A 3,381-nucleotide genomic window follows, 5' to 3' on the forward strand; every position below is an offset into this window, starting at 1 on the left:
TGTCTCGGGGAGTGCGAATGCTGTGGACTCCCTGTCACCACTGATTCTTGATCTGATGATACTGGTGCGTCTGGTGATGCTTTTGCCAGTGCTGTTGCTGCTGGTGTGTCGGGCTGGTGCTCTATCCGCAGTAACATTGCCCGCAGTTCAGCGATTTCAGTTGCCAGGCGGATTGTGGCTCTCTGAACAGCTTCCTCGATCACTTTACCCAGATCATTGGTAGACAGGACTGGTGTGCCAAGCTGTGCAGATTGGTGTGTAGCTGGCTGTGCAACCTGCTGCAGTTTGCCATACACACGTTCCAGTTCGGCTGTCTCAAATCGACGCCTTCCATCTGGGCCAATGCTATAGCTGATACGCCCTGCGTCACTGTGGTTGTACAGGGTACGCCTGCTGACGCCTGCCAGTTTCATTGCCTCTTGAATGGTGTGCAACATTACCTTCGGCCTGAGTGTGCAAATGTGTGCAAAGCGTAGCATTCAGGATTGCCAGAGTTTTGCCTGAGGTATCAAGCTACCTACGACTGACCTTGGTAACTTTGGAGTTTTCCTAGAAATAACTAGCTGGCTTTTCTGTGCGTTTTAAGAGGCTTTGAGGGTAACCCTGTGGGGTAGCATAGGGTGCTCTCCGAAACCCTCTCAAATCGCTTATTTTGGCGTTCTGATGACGTATTTGATCACCGTCTGGGATCGTTCTTAATCCAGATTCCTAGAGGAAGAGTGCCAGTATTGAACAACCCCTAGGTTTGATGGCAATTGGATGAGTTCAGATTCTACAAATCCTTCGGACGATCTAGGATCAAGTTTTACATAGTTTCCTTTACTCGCTGAACAGTACTGATGCTTACTCCTAGCTTTTCAGCTGTCTTGCGAATGGAAGTTCCTGAACTCAGTTCCCTAACGATTGCTTCTTTGTCAATCATTGGTTTGCCGCCTTTGTATTTCCCAGCTGCCTTCGCCAAGGCAATTCCTTCACGTTGACGTTCTAACATCATCGACCGTTCGAACTGATATACGGCTCCAAGCATTGACAGCATCAGTTCCTGCATCGGGTTAGATTCACCAGTGAAGCGAAGGTTTTCTTTGTGGAATTGGATGGCGATGTTCTTGGCATTGATTTGTTTCACCATTGCTAGCAGGTCTTCGAGATTGCGAGCCATACGGCTGATGTCATGAACATGAATTGTGTCACCATCTCGAACATACGCCAGCATTTCAGTCAGCTTTGGCCGCTTGGTATCTTTTCCTGAGCATTTGTCTTCGAACACACGGTCAAGCTGTACGCCTTCTAGTTGACGCTCGGTGTTCTGATCTACGGTACTGACTCGTATGTATCCTACCTGTGCCATATGGTGCTCCTGTATTCATCAAAGTCTTAGACGTTTGAAAGATACATGTATTCACACCTAGAATCAACCCTGATGAACACGGATTTCTCACATAAACTGTATTCATGGATCGTATTCATCAGGTTATGCCCTGATGACTATCTGTCCGAAACTGGTTTTGTGGGGAAGAAGCTGGAGAGAGAGACGACCTTGCTTAGCAAACAGCCCTGTAAGCCAGTGTTTACGTGGCATTGCTGCGAAAAAAGAGCTGATCGGTGTATCCAGAGTTCCTGTTAACCTGCCATTTCTGTGAGTTTATCCGCCTGTTCTTGAGGTTTTGGTGCAGGCTTTAGTCGTGATCCGTCAAACCGGCGGACTCGGATTGGATCACCGTCATCATCCTCAAATGTTACTTTGCCTCTGACTTTGGTTAGATAGCTGATCCACTTGATTGCTTCTCCTAGATCATCTGGACTGTTACTTTTGATTCGCTTTGAGTCCAACGCATTGCATTGTACATGGGCGTACCCCTCAGGGTTCAGCTGCTGCCAGATTCCAAATACCGTCCCAATCAGGCCGTACAGGTCGTAGCTGCCATCTTCTCGCTTCCGGATAGAGCCAGCATTTTCCACTCGGCCCTTGGGTACAGCGACCCAGCAGTGATAGTGCAACTGTTTTCTTGTCTCCAGTTCGTTGCACCATCCGTAGGCACTTTTCTTAATCTTTTGGCCTGACCATATGGGCTGCCTGAACTTGTTCTCCTTGAGAATTTGGAACAGCTGGCTTACTCGTCGGTTGGATTCATCTGCTGGGATTAGGTCACTGCCGATTGGTATTGGCAGATGTAGATCGAATCTGACTAAGAACACATCAGAGTAGTGGCTAGTGATGGCTTCGATCTGGTCGATGTAACGATCAAGAGCTTCTTTGATGAGTGCAGAGTGACTAGGGTTACCGGGTTCGAACAGTACTGGGTAACCTCTGTACGTCGATGTTTCTACTAATGTGTATCGGAATGGATTGGACACGGTAATGCACCTCCCTGTGTGTATGGATAGGTTTACTCTCTAAGAGTACTACAAGAGATAAAGGATATTAATCAAGCCACTGGTAATCGGGCACAGCGAAGCCCAACAATGGTTGTCTACAAGGCAGATGCCGTATGGGTTCGAGTCGAGATGGTGTACTTGAGAAGGATGTTGATCGCCATCCGGAATTAATCCGCTGTCCGATCAAGACCGAGCATCATGCCGGATGATTGTCATTTTGGCAAGCTTAAGCGTAAACGCTTGCATTGACCGAGGCGGTCTGAGGTACGATGCGATCACCAGAAAGACGAAAGCCCCGACCGGCAAGTCAGGGCTCTCAGATTTGGTTTTGTCAGGAGTACGAATCCTGCAAGACCCGTAGACCAGCAAGGATGAGTTGCTTTGGCCTAGTGTTCCCATTCTATCGGGTGCTCATTCCAATACAACCCCCTCTGCTCAATGGTCTGCCACTTACGTTGGTGGAAGGATGAGTGTCACTTCGGCGTATGTGTGCTGGTAGGCGATCAGGAGCGGGATTGGTCACAGTCGCCAGTGGTGAAGTTGTCGTGTGTAGTTGCAGTGTTCGGACGTTGGCGAGAGCCTCCCGAGCGACGCCCTCTCACGATGGAGTCGGCCACGATCAAGCAGGGATGAGTGACTTCCTGCAAACGACTCAGGTTGATGCGAGCATCCGTGATCAACCCCGATGATGCGATGGTGAAGGCGACGGGCCTGCCCTCTATCCTCGGTTGCTTCCTCTGGTTGGACTGAGCTGTCCTCCTAGGGGAAGTTGCCACCGAAATTTGCTCAGGCTCTAGCTCCGAGCCTATCCCAGTCCGAGCCAGCCGCAAGCCTTTTGCTACTCCCAGCTTTTCAGAATGTCAGCAAAACTAACTGGTTGTCTCGGGGAGTGCGAATGCTGTGGACTCCCTGTCACCACTGATTCTTGATCTGATGATACTGGTGCGTCTGGTGATGCTTTTGCCAGTGCTGTTGCTGCTGGTGTGTCGGGCTGGTGCTCTATCC

3 protein-coding genes are annotated in these 3,381 nt (G+C 49.6%); all 3 read right to left on the reverse strand.

Annotation, left to right across the window (positions count from 1 at the left end):
* On the reverse strand, positions 1 to 437 hold a 437-nt coding region (locus G7009_RS27220; protein ID WP_181133371.1), incomplete at its 3' end, for a helix-turn-helix domain-containing protein.
* A 368-nt stretch (positions 438 to 805) separates the two neighbouring features.
* A complete protein-coding gene (locus tag G7009_RS27225; RefSeq protein ID WP_181133372.1) occupies positions 806 to 1,348 on the reverse strand; it encodes a recombinase family protein in 543 nt (180 codons plus the stop codon).
* Positions 1,349 to 1,620: 272 nt separating this feature from the next.
* Entirely contained in the window at positions 1,621 to 2,355 is a 735-nt protein-coding gene (locus G7009_RS27230; RefSeq protein ID WP_181133373.1) for a YagK/YfjJ domain-containing protein, read from the reverse strand.
* Between the last annotated feature and the right edge of the window lie 1,026 nt (positions 2,356 to 3,381).

It is taken from the genome of Pseudomonas capeferrum, assembly GCF_013523055.1.
Lineage (GTDB): Bacteria > Pseudomonadota > Gammaproteobacteria > Pseudomonadales > Pseudomonadaceae > Aquipseudomonas > Aquipseudomonas capeferrum_A.

Excerpts from the sequence above, each read along its gene's own strand:
- G7009_RS27225 (WP_181133372.1), bottom strand. The coding sequence starts at position 1,348 with ATGGCACAGGTAGGATACATACGAGTCAGTACCGTAGATCAGAACACC.